Source organism: Candidatus Enterococcus ikei (assembly GCF_017316105.1).
Taxonomy (GTDB): domain Bacteria; phylum Bacillota; class Bacilli; order Lactobacillales; family Enterococcaceae; genus Enterococcus_L; species Enterococcus_L ikei.
Genome location: NZ_JAFLWD010000009.1, coordinates 45435 through 68843, shown reverse-complemented (window position 1 = coordinate 68843; position 23409 = coordinate 45435). Strand labels below are relative to the sequence as shown.

Genomic DNA, 23409 nt, shown 5'->3' with positions numbered 1-23409 from the left:
TCGTTTTACCTTTATTTTAATAAAATGCCTAAAATAAATGTGAATACAGCTAAACCTATAGTAAACTGTTCTTGGTTATCAAGAAGCATAAATTTTTTTATTAAACTACTTATTGTAAGTAGAATGAAACTACATATTGAACAAATTAAAAGACACCAAATCATTATACAGGTAATCCAACCAGCTGTTGTTTGCGGGCTATTCATCAACAGAAATGAAGCAAAAAATAAGACAATAAAACTTAAAAAAGCAACAGTCAATGTAATCATAGCATCATTATTACTTTTACCTGCATAAATAGCACAAGCATACAAAATTGCCCATAGTCCTATCATGAATAGAACAGTGGCAAGGTAAATTTCAAACGGAAGATCAATTTTTTCTTTACTCGCTTTAAAAAATCCAGTTTTGTCTAGTTGGTACATAACGCTAACATAATAGATACTAGAAAAGCCAGCGACACCAGATGAGAATAAAAGTCTAGGCATATTATCATTAAAATACTGTTTAACTTCACTTTTCTTTTTATTTTCTTTTTCAAAAACTACTTTCAACTTTATATCCATGTTTATACTCCTTTTTACCAAAAAAATAGCTTACTTTTAAATATTTTTCAACATCAAATCAGCTTCAATCAGCGTTATAAAATCAGATACTGAGTTGAGTTTGATCTCGCCCTCTTTCAAATTCTGCAACCATTGACCAAGCGCTAGTTGAATGTTTTTTTATACCCTTCGACCGATTCAGCTTTCTCCAGAGCCTTTTCGATCTCATACTCTAAATTAAAATCACTATGTTCTATATTTGTTCCCATTTATCCATAAATTTAACACTTCATTCTATTAAAAAAAGCTCATTAAAGAGAGCCTTGATTATTCTAACTTTTATTAATAAGATAAAACTCGGCCTTCGCGCTTAAGATTACTTTCTAAAGTACTGTAAGTTTCAGCATGCAATTCGTTAACATCCAAAATTATAACTTCATCAACAAAAGGATATAATTTTTCAGCTCGTTCATAGTAATCATTTGTAGTAATAATAATTTTAATTGGAACAGGTGAATTTTTCAACTGAGAAATAAATGATTCAGTATCTTTCTCTTTAAAAAACAATGATTCAACAGGATAAAACACTATAAAATCTTCATTATAACCAAATTTGTCAGATGCGTTTGTCTTCCTTATAAATCTATTCTTAGAATTCGCAAAATTATACGTTTGATTTTATTTTACTTTAGGAAATTTCTTTTTAAATGATTTTTCAAACAATCATTGATTCGATTGCAGCCAAAACACCTGATAACTTTTCTTAATGAAAATACCCGCGAATGAGTACAGTAAGAGTAACATTATCTTCAATCATATTTGATAATTCGTGCACAAAATCATTTCGACTAAGTCTCTTCATAATTCTCACCTCTTTTCTAATTTAATTATACTATATTTATCATGCACTATGTAAATTGTATTTATTCTTGGTTAACTTTACACTACAATAATAATGCATTGACTCGGCAACCTCACAAGGAGGTACTGCCATATTAGATTTACTGTTTAAAACTTTACCCATGGTTAAAATACTGCATGATATCTATCACCGTCACAGGGATAAGCAGTATAAACCAAAGCACAAGAAAAGGAGATACGTTGAGCTGTCTCCTTTCTTTGTTTATTATAAATCAAAGTCTATATCACTGTAGTCTACACATCCATTTGATTTAAAATGAATTCCTGTTGCATACCCAATTGTAAATTTCAGTGGTACCAACGAGTAGTTAGTTATCGTAATCCTTTGATTTGCTCCATATTTTTCTACGTCTTTATATGATTCATCCGTAAAGGGTGACCACTTATGCTCAATAATTGAATTACCGTTAAATACAAAGTCATTCAGCACTAAGCCATTGATGTAAGTGTGCTGGGTTACCCCGAAGAAATCTTTATTAGGATTTTCAGGTTTAATTTTCACAAGCAACTTTGACGCAAACTTTTCTTTATTAACAATCCCATCTACAGATACCGTCATTCTATCTCCACTTGCAATTGTTAACTCTCTCCTTAATACACTCACTCTTGGATTTATATGAGTCTTTGGTAACGACTCCATTCCATCAGTCGCCTCTGCTGTTTTAGCTCCTGAAAACAATCCAACCCCTACCAAACAACTTGCAATTAATAAACTTTTTCTAAACATACAAAAACTCCTTTCTTTTTGATAATTAATTTTAACATAAAGGACATTAAAATGAAAGGTTCAATATAAAAAGCCACCGCATAAGCGATGACTTATTTTTTATTTCTTTCGCACTTTATTTATCATTTTTCTTAGCATAAGTGTTGAAATTACAAAGTATACTATGCCTACTAAAGAAAATGCTTCTTGTATAAATAAGAGATACTTCAATAAAAGTGTTACGTGAAAGAATAAAATCAAAATTTCCAACAAAATAGCCGTAATAAGATAGAACAACCCAAAGTACACTGGGCTATAATACTTATCGACATAACCTGCAGTATCTTTTTCTTGAATTTCTTTTCTTGAATTAAATTCAACCATGTTACCAAGCATTGAATATAAAAATCCAGAAAAAATTGTATTAACAGTTAGTAGATTGTATAAACTATCAGACTCGACCTCTTTAGATAATGCTTCTCTTTGACAGATCATGGTAAAAACAATTATTAACGTTGAAACCCCAAACACAATAGCAGTAACGGTATTGTCTTTAACGTATTCTTTCATAATAACGTCACCCTCTTTCAAAAAAATATTATTCTAAAGCGTCATTTTCAATTCCAATATATCTTAATATTGCTTGTTCAATTTGTTGAGACTTATACCACAATTGGTCTTCTATTGACGTTTGAATAGACTTCACGTCTGTCAGACTACTTACATTATATTCAAAATTGACATTTTTTGTAAAGGGATTATCCACTAGTTTAAAGTCTTGCATCATCTCATCATTGTCATCTTTAGCTTTTATTTTAAGATTCGATCCTTTTTTACGTAATGATCTAAAAAATGTTTCGGCATTTTCGTTATTTTCAAAAACTGATGTCTTTCTTTTTTCAGCTTTCAAGGTCACTCCGACTTTTATGCCTTTTTGATTTTGTAAAAGATCATACTCTTTTTCAGTAAGCCCTAAAAGCTGTTTGGTATATTCTGGCGGTAACGTTAAATCGTAATACATAGTGCCGATCATGTCTTTTCCACTCAACGCCTTTATAGCATTTTCATCAACTAAACATTCAATCCAGCCCCATATTTTATCAGTGCTTTTAAACTCATTCGTAATTAATGCTGAAAGATAAGAAATACTAGGTGCTGTACTTTCTTTTAAGTATGAGACAGCAAAAGTTGATTTATTAATTAAAAAATAAGAAAATGATTCGAATAACTCATCAGTAGCTTTACTAATATTTCGTGGTTCCAAAGTATCGCTTTTCCTAATTTGGAATTGATTAATATCGTGTTCTCTTCCTAGTTTTCCAAATATATAGAAATCATTTTTCGTAATCACTTCTAAAATAGCTGATTGTCCGTTAGGCATATTTAAATCTTTAAGTATTTTTATTGAATTATTTAAATTCAATTTATTATTGATAATTTCGTCAAGAAATACTAATTTGGATTTTGTATCCAAAAACTCTTGAACTGAATTCCCTTTCGAATCAAAACCCAGTCTAAACATATCGAATTTAAAAAATGAATCTTTTTAATCTTTTTACACACTCCTTGTAATTAATATCTGCTAATTTGATTAAAACAGAAAGAAGCTCAAGGATTATGATTTCATTATACGCGAACAAAAGTTCTGTTTCTATCAATAATTTAAAACACCCACAGGCTGTAAACTAGGTATTTACCTGTGAGTGGCTATAATAAGTTGATCATCCGCTGGTATGTTAAAAGGAAGTTTCATGCATCAGAAATTTGTCATTAGTTTTTAGAGCTTTTTCTAAAGTATTTCTTTTGTTTGTGACTATTTTCATTCTGGTCTTAAGGCTTATTTCGGTTGCTCCTTTCCAATTCATATTATTAGAAATCATTTACCTTGGTATACTTTATCTATCAGCAGGTGGTCTGCTGAAATAATTAAGCGAGGTGAAACAGATGCCAAATTATATTTGTAATAAGCATGCTGATGATAAGGGCAGACATGAAATTCATGATTTAAATTGTTCTTATTTACCATTACCTGAAAACAGAGTCTCGGTTGGTACGTTTAGCAACTGCCGTGAAGCTATTAGACATATGGAGCAAGCTAACCAAGGTAAGGGTTTTAATTTTGATGGTTGTTATTGGTGTTGCAGAGAATGTCATACCGGTTAATTATCTAGAGGAGTAGTTCCAGCTGCTCCTCTATTTCTTTTAACTGTTTCTCGATACTTTTCAACTGAACTAAACTCAATCACTTGTTCTAAATGTTTCTTGTATTTCTTGATGACTGCCTCTTGCCTTATCAACTTAGAATTTTGAGATTTGATAATGTTGACTAGCTGTCCGTTAGTCATACCTTCATATTTTAGTGGTAATTCATTCATTGGTCTCCTTCTCCTGATTTCTGTATTCTAGCTACTACCCAACAGATATACATCACCACTAAAACTCACTGCCTTGCGTTGTCTCGCCTGTGGCAAAACAGATGATCGATACTGTTAGTAGGATTAGGTTGGCTGTGGTGATCAATTAATCACGCTCCTTAAAAATTATCGTGAACAAACTCTAAAAATTCAGGATGCTTATGGTTCCACTGCCCACCTTGTTTTTTGATAAGCTTCTTCTTGATGTATATTTGTTCTTTCGTAAATTTCTTAGTAACCCATTCTTTCGTGTAACCTAGAACTTCGGCTACATCTGCTTTAAATATCCACGGTCTGTGGTCTATCGTTTGGATTGGCTGTTGCAGTTCTTCAAACTTCTTTTCAACAATTTTTTCTATTTCTTTTTCTAAGCTCATTTCATATCGACCTCATAATGTTTTGGCTAACATTTTTTAATTATTAATTGCTTCGAGCGATTCAATTGCTGATTTTATTTCCGGAATCTTACTTTCAGGGCTTCTACGATCTTTCATAATATCCGACATATAAGGTTTTGAAATTCCGATCTGTCGCGCTAACCAAGCCTGAGACTTGCCATGCTTAGCGAGTTGAACTCTGACACTTGTGATAAACTCCTGTGACCCACGATCACTTCCTTCTGATTTTTTTAGTAAGCTAACTTAATTAGCTAATTTCATAAAAAATTTTGACACTTTCTAAACAATAGTTTAATATCTAGTTATAGCTAAATAAGACTATAAAAGCCTACAAAATAACATTTCACACGTTCCCCAACGAATTAATGTATTTGATTTAAGGTTTTGTTTGTCAAATAGTTAGCTAACTAAATTTGCTTACGAACATAGCTTATTGCACTTAGGTTTAAAACGAAAACTTTTTTTAAACAATAGTTTTACTTGTTCTGTAATTGCTTGGAAAGGATATTGCTATGACAGCTTTTGACAGGTTAAAAAAACTGTGTGATCAACAAGGAATTTCAGTTAATACATTGGAAGAAAGAATTGGACTTGGCAAAAACACATTATACGCTTGGAAGAAAAAAGTCCCTGGTGGTGTCAACTTACAAAAGGTTGCTGATTATTTTAACGTTACAACTGACTACCTTCTTGGAAGAACCGACAATCCAACCACTTCTGATGAACTTGGTGATGAAGATTTAATTACTTTCTTTAGATTAAACACTCAGGATCTGTCTGATGAGGATAAAGAAAAGTTGAAAGAAGAGCTAAAAGATTATCTTGAATTTATGAAGAAAAAACTAGAGAAGTGATTGGATGATGCTTAATGAACCTAGACTACGACACTTATTTTGAATACCATGATCAAAGTTATCAAGTAATTGAAAAAATTGCTGGTTACTATGGGCTTGAACTAAAAGATTTAAGGTGGGATCATTATAGAGATTACGCAATAGATGTGGAAAATATCAAGATTGTTCCATATGGGTTTGGTCACGTTTCATCCAATCTACTCTCTGCAAATATACTGAAAATGGGCGATGGTAGACAATGTTTTTCTATTTTACATGAAATTGCCATTCCTTTTTGATCTAAACCAGAAGGAATATAGGTAAGGCTTTTTGGAATTGTTAAATGGTAGTGGTTATTCGGAAAAGGATATGCCTAGAGAACAAAGAGCCAACGTATTCGCATCGTTAGCAACGGCCAACAATGAAGCAATAAAAGATTGTCTAAAAAATGAGATGAGCTTCTCGAAAATGTGCGACGAATTCCAACTAAGCAACTCAGCTCTCCATGTTCGGCTATTTGATTTTTAACAAAGTTATTTATGCTTAACCCTAATATTGCAAGACAAGTATTAAATACTTTTAGATATTCTGGTGACAATTCAAAAATTATTGAAACTATAAAAATGAGTTTCTAACAGTTGAAAGCAAGGATTTGAAATGAAAAAAATTATTATTTTTAGTTTGTTTAGTGGATTATTTTTAGCTGGATGCGGATTTAACAACGATAAAAAAGAATCATCTGACAGTAAAGTTGATCAATTAGAATCTAGAGTTAAAGAGTTGGAAAGTTCCTCCAGCTCAGAAAAAGATTCAACACAAAATGAAGAACAGATTTTATCTAATATGAAATCAGATACAAATAAAAAAATTGTAAAAGCTTTTCTTGATGCTCATTTATCACTTGAAAAATCGGACGGCTCAAATTCTTTTGAATACTTCCCAAATGAGTCTGATATTGAGAATAGTCCAACACAATTTATCAGTCAGATGAACTTTACCACTCATATTATAGAAGGAGTGAGTGGTATTGGCATAGAACCCTACAAGTCAGAAGAAGAATTAACAAATGGAGAAAAATACTTACAAGAAGAGTCTTATAGTCCTCTTTACATGGCGACAAATAAAAATATATTGTCTCTGATGTATACTTATCAGCCGAAAGATTCTAAAGGTCAAAAAAAATTGGATGAAGAATTCAACAAATACAAAGAAGTATTTGAAAGTATAGAATAAATTAATTGGAGGAGTATAAATGTGGTTCTTTAAATCAAAAGAAGAAAGAGCAACAGAAAAGGCTATAGAAGATGCTAGAATTTTTACAGAAGAAGTTGAGCAAGAAAAACTAATCAACAATTTATCCAACGAAAATTTATCAAAACGAGCTGCAAAAATTGATGGAATAAACTTAAAAAGTAATGAGTTTTGTTACTTTTCTGCAACTGAATACTTTAGGTGGCAAGAACAAAAAACAAGAACAGTGAAAACCAATTATTCTGGTTTAAAATATTCTTTCAGAATTGCCAAAGGCGTTCATTATAAAATTGGATCTACAAAACATAATTCTAGTAGAGTCACTGAATGGAACGTAGTTTTTTCCGGAGTTCCTTTTTTAACTAACAAAAGAATAATCTTTGTTAACGATAATGGAATGAAAACAATTAGTTTATCAAGTATCGTTGGTATGAAACCTTTTACTGATGGAACTCACTTGTATCGAGAATCGGGCAAAGTCATTTTACTAGAAGCTACTGATACAATTGAATTTAATGTAATTTTAAGCAGAATATTAAATAATGACTTTGACATGCATTGAAATTTGAAAGGAGTGATGCGAAATAAGCCCATATATCTACCCTCATAATGTTTTGGCTAACACCGGAAGGAAAAAGATATTATGGCAAAGCCGAAGAAATTAAAAAATGGTATGTATTCATATAGATTTAAAGTTAAAACCCCAAAAAGGGAATTGGATTGACAAGTACACTACTCAGACAACTTCTAAAGAATGTTATGAATATGAAACGAGAATAAAAGCTAATTCTCTAAATGGTATATCTCCAGAAAAATGTTATTAATTCCATTTTATGTTTTGTGGGTAGATACATTTAAAAAAGGTGCTGTTAGCCCTGATCATTACAACAAAATCAAGACGACAAGGAAATCACTTGTTGAATTTTTTGGAATCGATGTTTCATTAAAAAGTATTGATATAATTAAATATCAACGATGGATTAATTATATGGGAATTGATCAAAATAGAGCTAAACGAACCGTAACTGACAAACACAACATTACTAAAGCTGTTTTTGATGAAGCTTTAGATAGTGGCTATATTTACAGAAATCCTGCAAGGAATGCTAAAATTGTTGGAAGAGATACTACCGGTGAAAAAAAAGCTAGTTTAACTTTAGATGAATGGAAAATTCTCAGAAATACAATTAGCAAATCAGAAGATTGTACCCCCAAATATATTGCTTTGACTATGATGTATTTAGGTACTAGATTCCAAGAGACAATAGGCCTGTATAAAAGTGATTTCGATTTTGTAAATCATAAGGTTTCTATCAACAAGGCTTATGATTACAAAAGAAGCATGAAAAATACTCGTACAAAGACAACGGGATCAGTTCGAATGGTAGACTTAACAAAAGAACTAGAAACGATTATACGTGATTATATGACGAAATTAGGCAAAGATAAAAAAGTTGTTTCTATTAATAAAAATAGTCTTGAATATATTTTTATTTAGGTACATTTTGGGTGTAAAATAAAAAAGCCCGATTCGTCAACGTCTAAAAACATTGATGTATCAAGCTTTATCACTATGCCAGCTGTAGGAATCGAACCTACGACCTACGCGTTACGAGTGCGTTGCTCTACCGACTGAGCTAAGCTGGCGATACACTCAAAATTATAAAACTAAACCTACCTTTTGTAAAGGTAGAAACTGTTCCTTTTTTAAAATAAAATTAGTTTTCTGAAATTTTTCTTCATTTATGGTATAATAGAGATAGTTAAGAAAGGAAGTTTTTTTGAATGTCTAATTTCGGTAACTTTAATCGTCCTGTTGAGCCTTCTGCGGAGGGGGATTTATTCACTGTTGATACTCAGGTCACTTTCTTGATGCATGGTCAGCCACAAACTGGAATTATCACGAAACAATTAAATAATTCTGCTGTTGTGGAAATTGATGAAAACTCTGATAACACAGATTTAATGGTTAAAAGTAATGGTGTGATCGTCATCAATTACAAAAAACTAAAAAAAGTATAGCTTCTTCCATCCATTATTATTGGATGGATTTTTTGTTTATAAAAAAATAGCTGATCAGAAATATGAAACTATTTCTGATCAGCTATTAAATCGTTTAATTATTTTGTTCCAAACAAACGGTCACCAGCATCCCCTAAACCAGGAACGATGTAGCCATCTTTATCTAAATATTCATCTAATGCTGCAGTATAAATATCGATATCTGGATGAGCTTCTTGTAAAGCTTTCACACCTTCTGGCGCTGCAACTAAACAAACAAATTTAATGTTGCTGCCGCCACGTGCTTTTAATGCATCGATCGCCATAATTGCAGATCCGCCTGTTGCTAACATTGGATCAACAACGAATAATTGACGTGCATCGATATCTTCAGGCATTTTCACAAAATATTCAACTGGTTCTAATGTATCATGATCACGGTATAAACCGATATGTCCAACTTTTGCTGCTGGAATCAACTCCAAAATACCATCTACCATTCCAATACCTGCGCGTAAAATAGGCACGATTGCTACCTTTTTACCAGATAATGTTTTTTGTGTTGATTTGCAGATTGGTGTCTCAATAACAACGTCTTCTAAAGGCATATCTCTTGAAACTTCATATGCCATAAGCATTGCAATCTCATTCACGACTTCACGAAAAACCTTTGTACCACAATCCTTATCTCTAATGATTGTTAATTTGTGTTGGATCAGTGGATGATCAATAACTTGGAATTTTCCCATGCTCATTCTCCTTCAATAATTTATTCCTTCCTATTGTAAAACAAAATCGAGCGATTGACTAGTCAATCACTCGAAACTTTTACTTATAAAGTGGATATTTTTTTGTCAGCTCACTAACAGAGGCACGAACCTCAGAAAGAGTCGCTTCATTTTCATGATCATTTAAGGCTTTCACGATTAATTTAGCCACTTCCACACAATCGTCTTCTTTAAATCCTCGAGTCGTGATTGCAGGTGTACCAATACGAATACCACTTGTTTTAAAAGGACTAAGCTGTTCAAATGGAATTGAGTTTTTATTAGCCGTGATATTCACGCTATCTAAAATCGCTTCTGCTTCTTTTCCGTTTAAACCAAAACCACTAACATCGATCAATAATAAATGATTGTCTGTTGAACCGCTCACTAAACGAGCTTCTGGTGTTTGATTGAAAACTTTTGTCATCGCTTTAGCATTTTCAATGACTTGTTCGCTGTATTCTTTAAAGGTAATGTCTAGTGCTTCTTTAAAAGCAACTGCTTTACCAGCAATGACATGCTCTAATGGTCCGCCCTGAATGCCAGGGAAAATATTGCTATTGATTTTTTTCGCTAAATCTTCGTCATTTGTTAAAATAAGTCCACCGCGAGGGCCGCGTAAAGTTTTATGTGTTGTTGATGTTGTGATATCAGCATATGGTACTGGATTAGGATGTAAGCCAGCTGCTACAAGCCCTGCAATATGAGCCATATCTACCATTAATTTTGCGCCGACTTCATCTGCGATTTCACGGAATTTTTCAAAGTCGATCGTACGAGAATACGCACTGGCTCCTGCAACGATCAATTTAGGTTGATGTTCACGCGCTAAAATACGCACAACATTATAATCGATCACTTCTGTTGTCGGATCAACGCCGTAGCTCACAAAGTTATAAGTTTTCCCACTAAAATTGACTGGTGAACCGTGAGTTAAATGTCCTCCCGCAGACAAATCCATCCCTAAAACGGTATCCCCTGGTTCAATCAATGAAAGATATGCAGCTGTATTCGCTTGAGAGCCTGAGTGAGGCTGAACATTCGCAAATTTTGCACCAAACAATTCTTTGGCACGGTCAATTGCTAAATCTTCAACGATATCAATAAATTCGCAACCTCCATAATAACGTTTGCCAGGATAGCCTTCTGCATACTTATTTGTAAGAATACTTCCCTGCGCTGCCATAACAACTTTAGAAACAACGTTTTCTGATGCAATCAGCTCCAGATTGTTTTCTTGACGATCATTTTCTTTTGCGATTGCATCCCATAAATCAGGATCAAATGTTTTATAATCCATTAAACAAGCCTCCATTTCATTTGTTTGTACCGATTGTATCATACTTAAAAGCTCTCTACTCGAAAATCGAATCAATTTTTAAAATATTTTGGTTTGCAGCTTTCTTCAGTCGATTCATGTAAGCGATACCTAATCCAGTTTCCGGAAACGCTTGGGCAAAAATTATGTCGATATTTTTTTCATCTAACGATCGAAGACCAGCAAATAATAGCTTAGTTGCCTGTTCAACTGAATCTTCTCCAAAAGAAAAGCCTTCATCTATTTCATCAGAAAATGCTGATATGAGTTGATTATCCGCAAATAAACCAATTCGTTGGTTATTGTTTTTAGCCCATGTTATCGCTTTTTTAAATACATCCTGATTGCCATCAACAATCCACACAGGAGTATCTGGGGAATAATGTTTATACTTCATTCCTGGTGCTTTAGGGGCTTCTTTTTCACTGATTAAATGCTGATCTACACGCACCTTACCGACAACTTCTTCCAAGCTTTCTTTGGTTATTGCTCCTGGTCTTAAAATAACTGGAACTCCATCTGCTGCGGTTAAGTCCAATACCGTTGATTCCACGCCAATCTGAGTTGCTCCGTCATCTAAGATACCTGCAATTTTCCCGTGTAAATCATGAAATACGTGTTGAGCTGTTGTTGGACTCGGCTTGCCAGAAGTATTGGCGCTTGGGCCTACCAAGGGCACACCAGCTTTATTTATCAGCGCTAATGTTTTATCATTTTTGGGCATCCGAAAAGCAACGGTTTTTAGACCGCCAGTGACAGTAGATGAAAATGTATTTGGTTTTACAGTGAAGATCAATGTTAAAGGGCCGGGCCAAAAGGAATCCACTAACGCTTTGGTGTTTGAGGGAAAATCAGTTACATATTGTTTAACCATCTCAAAATCGCTGACATGAACAATCAGCGGATTATCGCTGGGACGTCCTTTGACTGCGTAAACTTGTTTCACGGCAGGCTCATCTAATGCATTTGCACCAAGTCCATAAACTGTTTCAGTTGGAAAAGCGATCAATTCTCCTTTACAAATCAACGCTGAGGCTTGGTCGATCTCGTCACCTGTAAATTGTTTTGTTTCCAATTTTTATCCCTCCTCTTTTTTATGAAACGATGACCATTCGATCATTTCCCGATAAGTCTTGAGCAACGTGTACTTGTTTTTGCGGGAATGTTTGCTGGAAAATCTTCTTTACAGATTCTCCTTGCTGAAAACCAATTTCTAAATAAATTTTACCATCTGGATTCAGTATATCTTTTGCTTCTTCGGCTAGTTGCTGATAAATCGCTAAGCCATCATTTTCTGCAAAAAGTGCCGTTTTAGGTTCAAACGTTCGAACACTTTCATCCATTAAATCCCATTCAGTATTACTGATGTAAGGAGGATTTGAAATCAAGATATCGATTCTTTGATCACTCATTGGTTTTAGTCCATCTCCATGAATAAATTGAATCGGTGCTTCTATGAGCTGAGCATTTTTTTCTGCAACCTTCAATGCTTCTTCTGAAATATCGATTGCTGTTATTTGCCAATCAGGTCGAGCGAATTTCAAACTGATTGCGATTGCCCCTGTTCCAGTTCCCACATCAACAACATTCAGTTGTCCGTTAGGATTTTCTTCTAAGCAGCGGTCAACTAATTCTTCCGTTTCTGGTCTAGGAATCAATGTATGCTCATTGACCAGAAAACGATGGTCATAAAAATCGCTATAGCCTAATAAATATTGCGGTGGATAATTTTCTGCAAGCCGTTTTAGGTCATTATTAAGTTGTTGCTCATCTTCTAGTGAAATTTCTTCTTTTAGATGAAGCAGCCAATCCGTTTTCGTCCAGCCTTTTCTTTCTAGGAAAACGAAAAGAATACTATAGCCTTCTTTCCCTTGTTTTTCTAAAAAAGAAGAAGCCCGTTCAAGGACTTCAAAATAACGGTTACCCATTTTGCATCTCTTCTAATTTTGATGTTTGATCGTATAAGACTAATGCATCGACGATTTCATCTAATTTCCCAGCTAGAATTTGGTCTAGTTTTTGGATCGTTAAACCAATACGGTGATCCGTTACACGATTTTGTGGGAAGTTGTAGGTGCGGATTCGTTCAGAACGATCGCCTGTACCTACAGCTGATTTACGATTTGCATCGTATTCGCTTTGTGCTTCTTGTTGCATTTGATCGTACACTCTGGCACGTAAAATTTTCATAGCTTTTTCACGGTTTTTGATTTGTGAACGTTCATCTTGCATCGCAACAGCAATTCCAGTTGGGATGTGAGTCAAACGAACAGCAGAAGCGGTTTTATTGACGTGCTGACCACCAGCGCCACTTGCATGATAGATATCTGTACGGATATCTTTATCCGCAAGATCTAGCTCTACTTCTTCAGCCTCTGGTAAAACAACCACAGTAGCTGTTGATGTATGGATCCGGCCTTGTGACTCAGTTGATGGAACACGTTGAACGCGGTGTGCACCACTTTCATATTTTAGTTTAGAGAAGACATTGTCTCCTGAAATCATCATGATTACTTCTTTGTAGCCGCCGATTCCAGTGATGCTAGCTTCCATCACGTCTGTTTTCCAGCCTTGGGATTCTGCATATTTTTGGTACATCCCAAATAAATCACCAGCAAATAAAGCAGCTTCATCGCCGCCTGCTGCTCCACGAATTTCCATGATGATATTTTTGTCATCATTTGGATCTGTTGGCAATAGTAAAATTTTGATTCGTTCTTCTAACACTTCTTTTTCTTTCTTTAATTCTGAAAGTTCTTCTTTGGCCATTTCAGCCATTTCGGCATCTAGTTTTTCACCTAGTAATTCTTCAGTGTCACTGATTCCATCGACTACTTGCTTGTAGCGACGATAAACGTCGACTGTTTCACGAGTATTCGCTTCTTCTTTGGATAATTGCATAAAACGTTTTGTATCACTAATAACTTCTGGATCGCTTAATAACTCGCCCAATTCTTCATAGCGATCTTCGATTGATTGTAACTGATCGTACATAGTTAGTTGCTCCTCTTTTTATTTAATAGGTATCGTTTATTTTTCATTTTTTCTTAGCTAATTATTTTTTTCCTGTTCACCGTCAATTGGTGGATGGAAATAGTGATTGCGACAGACTGGATAATAGGCTTCATTGCCGCCTATTTGGACTTGTGTTCCTTCATAAACGGGTTGACCATTAATATAATGTAGATTCATCGTAGCTTTTTTGTGGCAGAACCAGCAAATCGTTTTTAGTTCTTCTAGTTTATCTGCATAAAGCATCAAATATTTTGAGCCTTCAAATAGTTCGTTACGGAAATCATTCTTCAAGCCAAATGCCATGACTGGAATATTCAATTCATCCACAACCTTGGCAAATTCGATCACATGTTTTTTTTCTAGAAATTGTGATTCATCTACTAGAATACAATAAGGCTGATAGTCTAAATTTTGGATCAGTTCATAAACATTTGTCTCTTTAAAGATCGGTGTAGCTTCTCTTCTAAGGCCGATACGGCTGGAAACGACACCAATACCATCTCTAGTATCAAGTCCGCTTGTCATAATCACAACAGGTTTGTCTTGTTCTTCATAATTGTGCGCTACTTTTAATATTTCAATCGTTTTACCACTGTTCATTGCGCCATACTTAAAAAATAATTGTGCCATTTGTCCGTCGTCACCTCTCGTTTAGTTCCTCTCGTATTTTACTATATTTTCAACAAAAAAGCAGTATTTTTGAAAAATTGCTTTCTTAGTTTTTGATTATAGGTCTATTTATGTATAAAAAGAAACCAATAGACAAACGCAGACGTTCAATCTATTGGCACTTTTAAACTCATTTATTTTTGTGCTGACGCAAAATTCGCTGCTTCAGTTCCAGATTGGCGACCAAAGATAATGATATCTGCTACAGCGTTTCCGCCGATACGGTTTGCACCATGTAATCCGCCAGTAACTTCACCAGCTGCGTACAAGCCTTTAATTGGAGTTCCATCTTCTTTTAGTACTTCTGTCTTAGTATTAATTTTCACGCCACCCATTGTGTGGTGAATACCTGGTGCGATTTTGATTGCGTAGTAAGGACCAGTTGATAAATCGTTGTCCATTCCTGTTTTGCGGCCAAATTGAGAATCAGATTTAGCTGCAACATCTTTGTTCCATTGATCTAAGGTTTCTTTTAGTTTTGCTTCTGGCATATCGATTTTTTTAGCAAGCTCTTCGATTGTTTTTCCTTCAACAACAAAGCCTTGTTCATTATAAAAATCAATGGCTTTGGCACGATCACGAACACCTTGGTCAAATACCAAGTATGCTGATTTTTCAGGTAGTGCTGTAATTGCAGCAGAAACTTTATCACGAGTATCCATTTCATTGACAAAACGTGTTCCTTCTTGTGAAGCTAAGATAGCACCTTCGCCACGAACCACTTCACCGATCAAGAATGATTTGTCTTGTTGAACGGTTGGATGAATTTGAATTTCTTTCATATCCACAGTTGCGCCGCCTAATTTTTCGATCATCTTGATACCGTCACCAGTTGTACCTTCTTGGTTTGTTGTTACGTAATCTTTTAATTTTGGATCGTATTCTTCAAGCATTTCTTTATTTGCACCGAATCCGCCAGTTGTAACGATAACTGCATTGGTTTCGATTTCTTTTGTTTCTTTGTCGTTTAATTTTACTTTAACGCCATCTACTTGACCATCTTTTTCCAGTAATTCTGTCACGTCTGCATTTACAAACAGAGGAATTTTTTCTTCTTTGACATTACGGACAAGTCCATCAACTAAGTAGCCGCCAATTGCAGAACCGTCTGCTGGACGATGGGTACGTTTTTCACTCATTCCTCCAGTGATCGTTAGATTGCTAAGAACAATGCCTTTACTGTCTAACCAATCGATTGCATCTGCTGAATGATCAACGAAAAAGCGTAGTAATTCTTTATCATTTGTGCCTTTTCCGCCTTTTAATGTTTCTTCAAAAAATTTGTCATTGCTGTCTGTGATGCCGTCTTCTTTTTGGAATTTAGTTTGTGATGCGTTCATTCCAGAAGAAGATTTAATTGTATTTCCACCAGCAACTGGCATTTTTTCTAAAATCACTGGGTTCATGCCTGCTTCTTTTGCTTGTAAAGCTGCTGTCATACCTGCACCGCCAGCTCCAACAATAACTATGTCATATTTGTCTTTTAATTCACTTAAATCTGTATAGCCATTGGCTGACGCACCTGAAGTAACTTCAGTGCTTTCTTTTGATTCTTTGCTTTTCTTGGTTGTTTTTTCTTGATCGCTCGTACAACCTGCTGCGACTCCTACAAATAAACTTAATGATAGTAAACTCATGATTACTTTTTTCATCTTTTTCCCACCTCTTGTACATTTTGACCAAAACAAACTTTTTTATTTTTCAGTTCAAATCAACTAAAAATGTGAAATTAATCACATAGCAAGTTAAACCCTAACAATCTGTTTACAAGCTTAGATGTTATTCTCCTTTCAATAAAATAGCATGTTCCGTTTGATTTGTGCTATATTCTCGCTTTTTTTAATCAATTTCTTATTTCCTTTAAGCGTTTATTCTTTGTTTGCCCATCTTTTATTTTCTGCTATACTTGATTTAATGATATTCGGGAGGTCCGTTATGAATCAAATGCGGCTTTTATGGTTGGCTCAACGCAAAGGAAGGCGTTTTATTTCCAATAATTTTTCTTCTATACAAATTATTGTTTCATACTATATTATTATGACTGTGATTTCTTATCTACTCTTTTGTCTACCATTTTTCAGAGAACCAGATTCTCATGTGGGTTTTATCGACATGTTGTTTATGGCAATCAGTACGGTAAGTGTGACTGGTTTATCAACGTTTGATATTAATTCTGTCTTTAATGATCGTGGCGTCATTTTGATGGAAGTTCTTTTTCAAATCGGTGGTTTAGGGATCATGATGATTTCGACAGCTTTTATTATTCTGTCAAAACGCAGAATTTCTTTAAAGCAGCGGCAATTGATCATGACAGATATGAATCAGCCTAAATTGAGTGGTATTGTTCGTTTGATTCGAATCACATTTACGATTATTTTATGGTTTCAAGTGATTTTCGGAACTTTTTTTTCTATCTATTTTTATTTTTCTGGTTATTATAAAAGCTGGTCGCAAGCAATTTTCTTTGGTTTTTATCAATCCATTTCAGCTGTGACTAACTCAGGATTCGATGTTACTGGTGATTCAATCATGCCTTTTGCTAATGACTATGTTTTTTTGATCGTGATCATGTTTTTGATTTTTGTCGGTGGGATCGGGTTCCCTGTTTTGATGGAATTTCGTGAATGGTTGTTTTTTAAGAAGAAAAAACGTGGTCTGCCGTTTCGTTTTTCACTGTTCAGCAAGATTGCAGTATTGGCATTTGTGATTTTGTTTGTTGGCGGAACGATTTTGATTTATTTATTTGAGAAAGATCATTTATTTGTGAGAATGGGTGAAGTTCAGCGCTGGATCACGTCAATGTTTTATTCGATGACAACTCGGAATGCTGGTTTACAGATCAATGATTTAGGTGACTTTCAAGTGACTACCTTGATCGTATTTTCGCTATTGATGTTTATCGGCTGTAGCCCTAGTTCAGTCGGTGGCGGAATTCGGACAACAACGGTTGCGATCATTGGTTTATACTTGTATGCTTTTTTGAAAAGTGAAGACAAGATCAATGTCTTTGGTCGACGAATCGATGATGATGATGTAAAAAAATCAATTGTTGTCTTTATGCTTTCACTGATCATGTGTTTCTTTGCGGTTTTATTTTTAACAGCTACAGAAGATCATCCGCTGATTGCAATTATCGTTGAAGTTGCTTCCGCCTTTGGAACGACTGGTTTATCTTTAGGCATTACCTCTGATTTAACAACGGTAGGTAAATTAATGATCGCTCTTTTAATGTTTATTGGACGTATCGGTATGTTGTATACCTTGATGTTATTTGTACCGAAAGAAACACGTGATATTGGATATGAGTATCCTTCTGAAAAAATTATTATTGGTTAAAAAAAGTACGGTTGGGACAGAAAGAATTGCTTCTGCTCCAACCGTTTATCTGGATTCCATATGAGTAGGATATGACTCGAAGAGTTATGTCCTACTCATTTTTTTATGTTAAATCAGCACATTAACGATCAAATAAATCAAGAATAAACCTGAAATAAACCACATTGGAAACGACAGTTCTGATTTTTTCCCTGCAACCCATTTTGTTAATGGATATGCCACAAAACCAAAAGCCATACCATCAGAAATATTCATTGTAAATGGAATCAAGACAATCATCAGCATCGCAGGAAAATAGTCACTGAAATCTTCAAAATGTAGTGTTTTGATCTGTTGAATCATCAAAAACCCCGTTATAATAATCGCCGGTGCCAACGCCGAATCCGGAATGTAGGAAAGAAACGGTAAGGCTAATAACGCTAAAAAGAAACAGATACCGCTAGTGATCGATGTTATGCCTGTTTTTCCGCCTTCTTCAATACCTGTTGCACTTTCAGCTGCTGCCACAGTCGGGCTTGTCCCAAAAATACTAGATAGTAACGTAATAAAACCTGTTACACGATAGGCGCGTAAATATTTTTTTTCGTCGGCTTCTGGCATCAATCCTTTAAGCAAACCCATCGATTCAAAAATCAAAATCATCGATAACGCAAATACACCTAGTAAAAAGCTCTTAGAAAAAAAAGTGCTGAAATCTAATTGCAAAAAAATATTAGAATAATTGCCTAGCCCGCTCAAGGAAAAATGTTCCGTTGGCGTTACCATACCAAAAAGATTAGCAATCAGAGTTACGGCTACGATACCAATGAAAAAGCTCCCTTGAATCCCTTTCACAAACAAAATTACAGTCAAAATCAATGAGAATAGAGTTAGCATAGTTAAACTATTATTTAAAGGGGCAAGCTGCAAAAAAGTATGTTCTCCTCTTAAAATCAAATGCCCTTTTTCCAAACCGATCAACACAAGAAAAAAACCAATTCCCACAGTGATCCCAGTTTTTAACGTTTCTGGCACGACTTCTGCAAATAATTTACTTAGCTTCGTAAAAGCAACCAGTAAATAAACTATACCTGCGCAAAAACTAACAGCTAATGCTTGCTGCCAAGTCAAACCTAATGAGAGCACTAATGTGTAGGTGAAAAATGAATTAACACCCATCCCAGTTGTTAGTACAATTGGCGCATCTGCAACTAATCCCATCAAAATCGATCCGATAATGGAAATAAAAATCGTACCAAAAATCGTTAATTCTTTTGGCATCCCCGCCTCAGCTAAGATCACTGTATTTACCATAATGATATATGAAATGGCGAAAAATGAAGTTGTCCCTGCTAGTATTTCTCGTTTTAACTCTTCTTTTTTAAGTTTTTTCCAATGAAACATGAGCGTCCTCCTCTGACTAAAAATAGGTAAAATTGATCGTAACACTTTTTGCCACAGGTAATTTTTTTATACTTCCTTGCATAGCTAAATAACCTCTAGTACAATGAACCCGACCAAGTTTTGTAGAAAATAAATACATATACCTAATAAAATTATTTTTTACCTAAATTGTAACACTGTAAGAATAACATATTGGAAGCGCTTTTTGTGATTTCTGAACATTTTTTTATTTTTTACATATAAAAAGCAATTGAAATCAACTAACGACTAGTTTGATTCCAATTACTTATTTTCTTATTTCTTGCTTTGGCTCACTAATTTAACATAATTATCTGATCGATCTTCTGCATCATCTTTGGTTTTCGTTAAAAGATGTTCAACGACTTCTTGGTTGTCCTTGATGGTATGAAGGGCAGAGAAACGAGTTTGTTTTTCAAGGAAATCGCGCATTTTTGAGAAATCAGCTTTTTTGTAATCGATCACCATTGGATCTTTGCCTTTTTCTATCAATTGCGGATTATAACGATATAGTTGCCAGTAACCTGACTCAACCGCTTCTTTTGCTAAAGAAAGTGTTTCGATCATACCGCCTTTGACCCCATGATTGATACAAGGTGTGTAACCAATGATCAGAGAGGGACCAGGGTAACGCTCGGCTTCATCGATTGCTTTGATTGTCTGCATCGAATTGGCACCTAAAGCGATTTGAGCGACATATACATTTCCGTATGTCATCGCCATCATCCCTAAATCTTTTTTAGATGTTTGTTTACCGCCAGCAGAAAATTTGGCGATAGCAGCGGCTGGAGTGGCTTTGGATGTTTGACCACCAGTATTCGCATACACTTCGTTATCCATAACAAAGATATTTACATCGGCTCCACTTGCTAAAACGTGGTCGATTCCGCTAAAACCAATGTCATACGCCCAACCATCACCGCCGACGATCCACTGACTCGTTTTCACAAGTAAATCACTTTGTTTGTAGATTTGTTCTAAAAGTGGATCGGATTGATACTCTCCACTCAAAGCAGCTGCTAGCTTGGTTGCCCGTTGTTGGGTGCCATCACCTTCAAGATAATGGGCCAGCCAATCTTGCATCAACGCTTGAAGTTCTTCTGATCCTAAATGTTTATCTACAGCAGCTTGTACTTGATCTGCTAGGTATTGTCGTTTGGTCTTATTCGCTACGTACATTCCATAGCCATATTCAGCATTATCTTCAAATAACGAATTACTCCATGCTGGACCTTGGCCACATTCATTTGTCGTGTATGGTGTTACAGGAGATGAGCCGCCCCAAATAGATGAACACCCCGTCGCATTAGCCATCATCATTCGATCGCCAAATAATTGAGTAAGTAGCTTGATGTACGGTGTTTCTCCACAGCCTTCACACGCACCCGAAAATTCCATTAATGGCTGATTGAATTGAGATCCTTTCACCGATAATTTTCTGACTGGATTTTCTTTTTGCTGTAAAGTCATTGCAAATGCCCAATTGATTGCTTGTTCTTTTTGTTCTTCATAAGGTTTCATCAAAATAGCTTTTTCTTTGACCGGGCAAGCTTGGACACAAAGACCACAGCCGGTACAATCCTCTAAAGATACTTGAATCCGGTACATCAAGCCATCTGCGCCACGCATTTCTCTTGCAAGAAATCCTGCTGGAGCTTCTTCCATCTCCGCTTCGTCTGCCAAAAATGGTCGAATTGCCGCATGAGGACAGACAAAGGCACATTCATTACACATCGTACATTTATCCATTTGCCACTCGGGAACCTCTAAGGCGATTCCACGCTTTTCATAGGCTGCAGTGCCCATCGGCATTTCTCCAGTCTTCATGCCATTTTCGATCAAATCCCCTACCGTTAACTCATTTCCTTCTTGACGATTGATTGGCTGTAAAATGTTGGTAATGTATTTTGGTAAGGTGGAATCTTTTTCCTCAGGTTTAATAACAAGTGCTGCCCATTCAGATGGAACTTCGATTTTTTGTAACGAGTCAAATGTCCTATCGATCGCTTGGAAGTTTTTTTCTACGATCTCCATTGATTTTTTCCCGTATGTTTTTTGGACCTCAGCTTTTAATAACGGCATATATTCATCGCGCGTCATAATATCCGTCACTTCAAAAAAGGCGGTGGACATCACTGTATTGATTCTACGACCTAAACCAATTTCTCGCGCCAATTCTACGGCATTGATGATGTAAAATTGAATAGCGTGTTCTGCAATATATTTTTTTAGTTTAGCTGGAAGTAAACGATAGACCTTTTCTTTATCCCAAATGGTATTCAATAAGAAGGTTCCGCCATCTTTCAAGCCTTTTAGTAAATCATAATTATGGATATAAGAAGCATTGTGACAGGCAATAAAATCAGCTTGTTCTACTAAATAAGTGGATGTAATCGGTTCTTCACCAAAGCGTAAGTGAGAAACAGTTAAGCCCCCTGATTTTTTAGAATCATAGCTAAAATATGCTTGGGCGTATAAATCCGTATTATCTCCAATAATTTTGATTGCTTGTTTATTTGCACCAACTGTTCCATCTGAGCCAAATCCCCAGAATTTTGCTTGGAACGTTGAGTTTGGAGTTAAATCTAAGATTTCTCCTTGTGGTAATGAACGGTATGTCACATCATCTACGATACCAATGGTAAAGCGTTGTTTTAATTCATCAAAAGGCAATAGTAAATGATCATAAACTGCTTTGATTTGATTAGGCGTCACATCTTTTGAACCTAAGCCATAACGTCCGCCGATCACAATGGGACGATTGGAATGTTGGTATAATGCACTTTGAACATCTAAAAGCAATGGTTCCCCATCTGCACCTGCTTCTTTCGTTCTATCTAAGACAGCAACTTTTTCCACTGTTTTTGGTAATTTTTCTAATAAATTCTCTGTTGGGAATGGACGATATAAATGAATATTGATCAGTCCGACCTTTCGCCCTTGTTGATTTAAATAATCCACCGTTTGTTGAATAACTGGTGAAGCTGAACCCATTGAAATAATGACTTCTGTTGCATCTTCTGCTCCATAGTAATCCGTTAAATCATAATTAGTGCCACGTACTTCATTGATTTGGTTCATGTATTTTTGAACAATTCTTGGCATTGCTTCGTAATTTGCGTTAACTGTTTCTCTTTGTTGAAAATGGATATCTGGATTTTGAGCTGTTCCTGAGACAGTTGGGTGATTTGGATTCATTCCTCTATTTCTAAATCGATCCACCGCATCTTGGTCAAGCATTCCTTTTAGATCATCATAATCAAGCACTTCGATTTTTTGTAATTCATGACTCGTTCTGAATCCGTCAAAAAAATTAACGAATGGTAAACTGCCTTCGAGGCTCGCTAAATGAGCTACTGCAGAAAGATCCATGACCTCTTGGACACTAGATTCTGCTAGCATACAAAAACCTGTTTGACGAGTCGCCATCACATCTCCATGGTCACCAAAAATACTCAAAGCACTGGTTGTGATTGCTCTAGCTGCTACGTGAAAAACAGCCGGTAAAAGTTCTCCTGCTATTTTGTACATATTTGGAATCATCAATAATAAACCTTGTGAGGCAGTATACGTTGTTGTTAAGGCACCTGTTTTTAAAGAGCCATGAACAACACCTGCAGCTCCTGCTTCTGACTGCATTTCAATCACTTGGACTTTTTGTCCATAGATATTTTTCAGCCCATTTTCAGCCCATTCGTCTACCAATTCCGCCATTGTGGAACTTGGCGTGATTGGATAAATCGCCGCTACCTCTGTAAAGGCGTAGGAAATATACGCTGCTGCGGTATTTCCGTCCATTGTCTTTGTCGTTTTCATTTCTTCTCACCTTTTATC

At 35.4% G+C, this 23409-nt stretch carries 23 protein-coding genes, 1 tRNA gene and 2 pseudogenes; 8 read left to right on the top strand and 18 right to left on the bottom strand.

Going from position 1 to position 23409, the window contains the following annotated elements:
- Positions 1-11: 11 nt before the first annotated feature.
- The 6 genes and pseudogenes from JZO69_RS04410 to JZO69_RS04390 all read right to left on the bottom strand — a co-directional run bounded on the left by JZO69_RS04410 (position 12) and on the right by JZO69_RS04390 (position 3646).
- Complete coding sequence (locus tag JZO69_RS04410) at positions 12-566, bottom strand: hypothetical protein (RefSeq protein WP_207111683.1); 555 nt, start codon at positions 564-566, stop codon at positions 12-14.
- Between the two features lie 36 nt (positions 567-602).
- Positions 603-814, bottom strand: a pseudogene (locus tag JZO69_RS16595) (hypothetical protein).
- Between the two features lie 73 nt (positions 815-887).
- Positions 888-1133 carry a hypothetical protein gene (locus JZO69_RS04405; RefSeq protein ID WP_207111682.1) on the bottom strand — a complete coding sequence of 82 codons (246 nt, stop codon included), beginning with the start codon at positions 1131-1133 and terminating at the stop codon, positions 888-890.
- 538 nt (positions 1134-1671) lie between these two features.
- Complete coding sequence (locus tag JZO69_RS04400) at positions 1672-2193, bottom strand: hypothetical protein (protein WP_207111681.1); 522 nt, start codon at positions 2191-2193, stop codon at positions 1672-1674.
- Positions 2194-2292: 99 nt separating this feature from the next.
- Positions 2293-2742, bottom strand: coding sequence for a hypothetical protein (locus tag JZO69_RS04395; protein WP_207111680.1), 450 nt, complete (start codon positions 2740-2742; stop codon positions 2293-2295).
- Positions 2743-2770: 28 nt separating this feature from the next.
- The gene (locus JZO69_RS04390; RefSeq protein ID WP_207111679.1) at positions 2771-3646 is read right to left on the bottom strand and encodes a hypothetical protein; all 876 of its coding nucleotides are present in this window, start codon (positions 3644-3646) and stop codon (positions 2771-2773) included.
- 470 nt (positions 3647-4116) lie between these two features.
- Here JZO69_RS04390 and JZO69_RS04385 point away from each other — a divergent pair, with 470 nt between their 5' ends.
- Complete coding sequence (locus JZO69_RS04385; RefSeq protein WP_207111678.1) at positions 4117-4335, top strand: hypothetical protein; 219 nt, start codon at positions 4117-4119, stop codon at positions 4333-4335.
- Here JZO69_RS04385 and JZO69_RS04380 read toward each other — a convergent pair.
- Both JZO69_RS04380 and JZO69_RS04375 read right to left on the bottom strand, forming a co-directional pair.
- Positions 4332-4547, bottom strand: a complete 216-nt coding sequence (locus tag JZO69_RS04380) for a hypothetical protein (RefSeq protein ID WP_207111677.1) — start codon at positions 4545-4547, stop codon at positions 4332-4334. The genes JZO69_RS04385 and JZO69_RS04380 overlap by 4 nt on opposite strands.
- Before the next feature lie 158 nt (positions 4548-4705).
- The gene (locus JZO69_RS04375) at positions 4706-4963 is read right to left on the bottom strand and encodes a hypothetical protein (protein ID WP_207111676.1); all 258 of its coding nucleotides are present in this window, start codon (positions 4961-4963) and stop codon (positions 4706-4708) included.
- Positions 4964-5496: 533 nt separating this feature from the next.
- On the opposite strand from JZO69_RS04375, the gene JZO69_RS04370 reads away from it, so the two are divergent.
- The 5 genes and pseudogenes from JZO69_RS04370 (at position 5497) to JZO69_RS04350 (ending at position 8566) form a co-directional block, all read left to right on the top strand.
- Positions 5497-5838, top strand: a complete 342-nt coding sequence (locus JZO69_RS04370) for a helix-turn-helix domain-containing protein (RefSeq protein ID WP_086329229.1) — start codon at positions 5497-5499, stop codon at positions 5836-5838.
- Positions 5839-5852: 14 nt separating this feature from the next.
- Positions 5853-6452 (top strand): annotated as a pseudogene (locus tag JZO69_RS04365) (ImmA/IrrE family metallo-endopeptidase).
- Positions 6453-6474: 22 nt separating this feature from the next.
- Entirely contained in the window at positions 6475-7050 is a 576-nt protein-coding gene (locus JZO69_RS04360; protein WP_207111675.1) for a hypothetical protein, read from the top strand.
- Between the two features lie 19 nt (positions 7051-7069).
- Positions 7070-7630, top strand: coding sequence for a hypothetical protein (locus JZO69_RS04355; protein WP_207111674.1), 561 nt, complete (start codon positions 7070-7072; stop codon positions 7628-7630).
- Positions 7631-7882: 252 nt separating this feature from the next.
- Positions 7883-8566 carry a phage integrase SAM-like domain-containing protein gene (locus JZO69_RS04350; RefSeq protein WP_207111673.1) on the top strand — a complete coding sequence of 228 codons (684 nt, stop codon included), beginning with the start codon at positions 7883-7885 and terminating at the stop codon, positions 8564-8566.
- 76 nt (positions 8567-8642) lie between these two features.
- On the opposite strand, the gene JZO69_RS04345 is transcribed toward JZO69_RS04350, so the two are convergent.
- Positions 8643-8715 (bottom strand) — tRNA-Thr (locus JZO69_RS04345).
- Positions 8716-8853: 138 nt separating this feature from the next.
- Here JZO69_RS04345 and JZO69_RS04340 point away from each other — a divergent pair.
- Entirely contained in the window at positions 8854-9090 is a 237-nt protein-coding gene (locus JZO69_RS04340; RefSeq protein WP_010763354.1) for a hypothetical protein, read from the top strand.
- Positions 9091-9188: 98 nt separating this feature from the next.
- Here JZO69_RS04340 and upp read toward each other — a convergent pair whose 3' ends face one another.
- The 7 genes from upp to JZO69_RS04305 form a co-directional block, all read right to left on the bottom strand.
- On the bottom strand, positions 9189-9818 hold the full coding sequence (gene upp, locus JZO69_RS04335; RefSeq protein ID WP_207111672.1) for a uracil phosphoribosyltransferase: 630 nt from the start codon (positions 9816-9818) through the stop codon (positions 9189-9191).
- 79 nt (positions 9819-9897) lie between these two features.
- Positions 9898-11136 carry a serine hydroxymethyltransferase gene (gene glyA, locus JZO69_RS04330; RefSeq protein WP_207111671.1) on the bottom strand — a complete coding sequence of 413 codons (1239 nt, stop codon included), beginning with the start codon at positions 11134-11136 and terminating at the stop codon, positions 9898-9900.
- Positions 11137-11191: 55 nt separating this feature from the next.
- On the bottom strand, positions 11192-12229 hold the full coding sequence (locus tag JZO69_RS04325; RefSeq protein WP_207111670.1) for an L-threonylcarbamoyladenylate synthase: 1038 nt from the start codon (positions 12227-12229) through the stop codon (positions 11192-11194).
- A 19-nt stretch (positions 12230-12248) separates the two neighbouring features.
- Positions 12249-13082 (bottom strand): peptide chain release factor N(5)-glutamine methyltransferase, encoded by an 834-nt coding sequence (prmC, locus tag JZO69_RS04320; protein ID WP_207111669.1) that lies wholly within the window; start codon positions 13080-13082, stop codon positions 12249-12251.
- Positions 13075-14148: a peptide chain release factor 1 gene (gene prfA, locus JZO69_RS04315; protein ID WP_010772903.1), complete on the bottom strand. Its 1074-nt coding sequence runs from the start codon at positions 14146-14148 to the stop codon at positions 13075-13077. The genes prmC and prfA overlap by 8 nt, the downstream gene beginning before the upstream one ends.
- Before the next feature lie 57 nt (positions 14149-14205).
- Entirely contained in the window at positions 14206-14799 is a 594-nt protein-coding gene (locus tag JZO69_RS04310) for a thymidine kinase (protein WP_207111668.1), read from the bottom strand.
- A gap of 173 nt (positions 14800-14972) precedes the next feature.
- Entirely contained in the window at positions 14973-16490 is a 1518-nt protein-coding gene (locus tag JZO69_RS04305; protein ID WP_207111667.1) for a flavocytochrome c, read from the bottom strand.
- Positions 16491-16773: 283 nt separating this feature from the next.
- Here JZO69_RS04305 and JZO69_RS04300 point away from each other — a divergent pair, with 283 nt between their 5' ends.
- Positions 16774-18174, top strand: coding sequence for a TrkH family potassium uptake protein (locus tag JZO69_RS04300; protein WP_207111666.1), 1401 nt, complete (start codon positions 16774-16776; stop codon positions 18172-18174).
- Between the two features lie 108 nt (positions 18175-18282).
- Here JZO69_RS04300 and JZO69_RS04295 read toward each other — a convergent pair whose 3' ends face one another.
- Positions 18283-19557, bottom strand: a complete 1275-nt coding sequence (locus tag JZO69_RS04295; RefSeq protein WP_207111665.1) for an NCS2 family permease — start codon at positions 19555-19557, stop codon at positions 18283-18285.
- Between the two features lie 294 nt (positions 19558-19851).
- Positions 19852-23391, bottom strand: a complete 3540-nt coding sequence (nifJ, locus tag JZO69_RS04290; RefSeq protein ID WP_207111664.1) for a pyruvate:ferredoxin (flavodoxin) oxidoreductase — start codon at positions 23389-23391, stop codon at positions 19852-19854.
- Positions 23392-23409 lie beyond the last annotated feature (18 nt).